At 71.0% G+C, this 4,329-nt stretch carries 1 protein-coding gene; it reads left to right on the forward strand.

What is annotated here, in order from left to right:
* Window positions 1-4,329 (forward strand): non-ribosomal peptide synthetase (locus N912_RS59645; RefSeq protein WP_037070439.1); only part of this gene is annotated, 4,329 nt, incomplete at both ends.

The raw sequence follows: 4,329 nt of genomic DNA on the forward strand, positions 1-4,329 counted from the left end.
TTCGTCAACACGTTGGTGTTGCGTACCGATGTTTCGGGTGATCCGACGTTTACCGAGCTGTTGGGGCGGGTGCGGGAGACCGCGCTGGACGCCTACGCCCATCAGGATGTGCCGTTCGAGTATCTCGTCGAGGTTCTCAACCCGACGCGCTCGCTGGCGCACCACCCGCTGTTCCAGGTCATGCTCGCCGTGCAGAACACACCTCGCGGCGAGTTCCGTTTCCCCGGGTTGGACACCACGATGACGCCGGTGCCCACCGGGACCGCCAAGTTCGACCTGGGCATCAGCCTGTGGGATCAACCGGACGGAATGCACGGAGCTATCGAGTTCGCCACCGACCTGTTCGACGCTGAAACCGTCGAGACGTTGTTCGCGCGGTGGGTGCGCCTGTTGGAGGCGGCGGCCGGCGACCCGGACACGCCGATCAGCCAGCTCGACATCCTCACCGCCGAGGAACGCCACCGGCTGCTGGTCGAGCACAACGACACCGCCGCCCCGATCCCCGCGGCCACCGTGCCCGCCCTGTTCGAACACCAAGTACACGCCGCGCCACAGGGCACCGCGGTGGTGTTCGAGGACACCGCCGTGAGCTACGCCGAGCTCAACACGGACGCGAACCGCCTGGCCCACCTGCTCATCGCGCGCGGCGTCGGACCCGAGCACATCGTCGCGCTCGCCCTGCCCCGCTCACCACGGCTGGCCACCGCGATCCTGGCCGTCCTCAAGGCCGGCGCCGCCTACCTGCCCATCGACCCCGACTACCCGGACGCGCGGATCGAGTTCATTCTCCGCGACGCCCAACCCACCCTCCTGCTCACCGACCACCACACCGAGGACAACCTCCCCACCACGACCACCCACCTCGTACTCGACAACCCCGACACCCAGGCCCACCTCGCCAGTCACCCGGACACCAACCCGACCCCACCCCCGCACCCCGGCGACCCCGCCTACGTGATCTACACCTCCGGCTCCACCGGCACCCCCAAGGGCGTGGTGGTCACCCACGCCGGCGCCGCCAGCCTGGTCGCGGCCCAGACCGACAGGTTGGAACCCGGGGCTGGGAGCCGGGTGCTGCAGTTCGCCTCTCCGAGCTTCGACGCCTCGTTCTGGGAGCTGTGCATGGGCCTGCTGTCCGGCGCCGCCCTGGTCATGGCGCCGGCGGATCGGTTGCTGCCGGGCGAACCGCTGTCCGCGCTGGCCCGTGACCAGCGGGTGACGCACCTGACGCTGCCGCCGTCGGTGCTGGCCGCCATGCCGCCGGGCCAGGACCTGCCGTCGGTCACGAACCTGGTGGTGGCGGGGGAGGCCTGCACGGCGGAGCTGGTCGGAACCTGGTCGGCGGGCCGGCGGATGATCAACGCGTACGGCCCCACCGAGACGACCGTCTGCGCCACCATGAGCGACCCGCTCTCGGCGGCGGCGCCGTTGCCGGTGCCGATCGGCCGGCCGATCACCAACATGCGCGCGTACGTGCTGGACGCCGGGCTTCGGCCGGTGCCCCTCGGGGTGGTCGGCGAGCTGTACGTGGCCGGGGACGGCGTGGCCCTCGGCTACCTGCGACGTCCCGGGTTGACCGCCGCGCGCTTCGTGGCCTGCCCGTTCGGCCGGCCGGGGGCTCGGATGTACCGGACCGGGGACCTGGTCCGATGGCGGCGGGACGCGAACCTGGAGTTCGTCGGCCGGGTCGATGACCAGGTCAAGGTCCGGGGTTTCCGGATCGAGCTCGGCGAGGTCGAGTCCGCCCTTCGGCACCATCCCGAGGTGGCCCAGGCCGCCGTGGTCGCCAGGGAGGACAGGCCCGGGGACAAGCGGCTGGTTGCCTACGTCGTGGCGGACCGCGCCGGCCGGGGGCGGGATGAACAGGCCGAGCGGGCTCAGGTCGGCGAGTGGCGGCAGTTGTATGACGCGGTCTATTCGAGCCCGGACGACGAGGTGTTCGGGGAGGACTTCCGAGGCTGGGTCAGCAGTTACGACGGCCGGCCGATCCCGCTGGAACAGATGCGCGAATGGCGGGACCAGACGGTCGCCCGGATCAGGTCGTTGCGGCCGCGGCGGGTGCTGGAGATCGGCGCGGGCGCGGGCCTGCTGCTGTCCCGGCTCGCCCCCGGGTGCGAGTCGTACTGGGCCACCGACCTGTCCGCCCCGGTGATCAACGGCCTGGCCGAACACGTCGAGCGGGACGCCGCACTGGCGAGGCGTGTGGTGCTGAGCGCACAGGCCGCCGACGATGTCAGCGGGCTGCCGGTGGACTGGTTCGACACCGTCGTCCTCAACTCCGTCGTGCAGTACTTCCCCACGTCGGACTACCTGTGTCAGGTGCTCGACCAGGCCGTGCGGCTGCTGGCCCCCGGGGGATCGCTGTTCGTCGGTGACGTTCGGAACCTGCGCCTGCTGCCCGCGTTGTCGGCCGCGGTGCACCTGCATCGGGCCGGCGAACCGACCGACCCGTCGGCGCTGCGCCGGGCGGTGGACCATGCCCAACGCGCGGAGCGAGAGCTCCTCGTCGACCCCGACTTCTTCCCCGCCCTCCAACGCCACCTCCCCGACATCGCCGGGGTCGACATCCAGGTCAAACGCGGCCGTCACCACAACGAGCTGACCCGCTACCGCTACGACGTCGTGCTGCGCAAGCACCCCATCACCGCGCTCCCGCTCGACCGGGCGCCCCGCCTCGACTGGGGCGACGAGGTCGCCGACCTTGCCGAACTGGCCGACCACCTGCGCGCCGAGCGCCGCGAGCTGGTGCGGATCGCCGAGGTCCCCAACGCCCGCCTCGCCCACGACACCGGCTCGGCGGACACCGGGGCGCCGGACCCGGAGGAGCTGCACGAGCTGGGGCGCCGGTGCGGCTATCGGGTGGACATCACCTGGTCGGCCACCCGCCCCGACGCCCTGGACGTCGTGTTCACCGATCCCGACCTGGCCGAGGCGGCAACCACCATCGGCCTGTACCGGACCGTCACCCGAGGGCCGGCGCCGCTGTCGGCGTTCACCAACGATCCCGGCGCGGCCCGCGCCACCGGCCCCCTGGTCAGCGCGCTCCGCGAGCACGTGCGGGGGCGGCTGCCGGAGCACATGGTGCCGGCGGCGGTGGTGGTCCTCGACGAGTTGCCGTTGACACCGAACGGGAAGCTGGATCGTCGGGCGTTGCCCGCGCCGGAACTGGGTTCGGCCGCCGGAAGGGCTCCGAGGACGCCCCAGGAGCGGTTGCTGGCGGAGCTGTTCGCCGAGGTGCTCGGCGTGGCTTCGGTCGGGGTGGACGACGACTTCTTCGCGCTGGGCGGGCATTCGCTGTTGGCGACGCGTCTGGTCGCTCGTATTCGCGCCACATTCGGGGTCGAGCTTGGCGTCAGGGTGTTGTTCGATGCGCCGACGGTGGCTCGGTTGGCCGCCGGCCTTGGGGACTCGGGCCGGGCGCGGTTGGCGTTGACGGCCGGTGAGCGGCCGGACCGGGTGCCGTTGTCGTTCGCGCAGCGGCGGTTGTGGTTCCTGCATCAGTTGGAAGGGGCGAGCGCGACCTACAACATTCCGTTGGCGTTGCGCTTGTCCGGCCGGTTGGACCGGGAGGCGCTGCGGGCGGCCGTGGCCGATGTCATCGCGCGGCACGAGAGCCTGCGCACGATCTTCCCTCAGATCGAGGGCGTGCCCTACCAGCAGGTCGTGGACGTCCCGGAGATCCTGGGCGCTTCGTCGACCCTGGGCGCTTCGGAGGTCCTGGAGGCCCCAGAGATCCTGGCGGCTCCAGGAACCTGCCCGGGGTGGCGGGTGACCGAGTGTTCGGCGGCGGAGTTGCCGGAGGCGTTGGCGGTCGCGGCGAGGTATGAGTTCGATTTGGCCGCCGAGGTGCCGGTGCGGGCGGAGCTTTTCATCGTGGGGCCGCGCGAGCATGTGTTGCTGGTCGTGGTGCATCACATCGCCGGTGACGGGTGGTCGTTGAATCCGTTGTCGGCGGATCTGGCGGCGGCGTATGCGGCGCGGTGTGCGGGTGCGTCGCCGGGTTGGGTGCCGTTGGGTGTGCAGTACGCGGACTACACCCTGTGGCAGCACCGGTTGCTCGGGGACCAGTCCGATCCGGACAGCGTTTTCGCCACTCAGCTCGCCTATTGGACCGAACAGTTGGCCGGGCTGCCCGAGCAGCTCCAGATGCCGAGCGACCGGCCCCGCCCGGCCGTCGCCACACATCGGGGCGATCAGGTGTTCGTTCATCTGGAGCCTGAATCACACCAACGGTTGTGCGAGCTTTCCCGCCGCGCCGGGGCGAGTGTGTTCATGGTGTTGCAGGCCGGGTTGGCGGCGTTGTTGAGCAAGTTGGGTGCCGGTGAGGAT

Origin of the sequence: Actinospineispora acaciae DSM 45401 (assembly GCF_000620785.1) — a bacterium.
GTDB classification, from domain to species: Bacteria; Actinomycetota; Actinomycetes; order Mycobacteriales; family Pseudonocardiaceae; genus Pseudonocardia; species Pseudonocardia acaciae.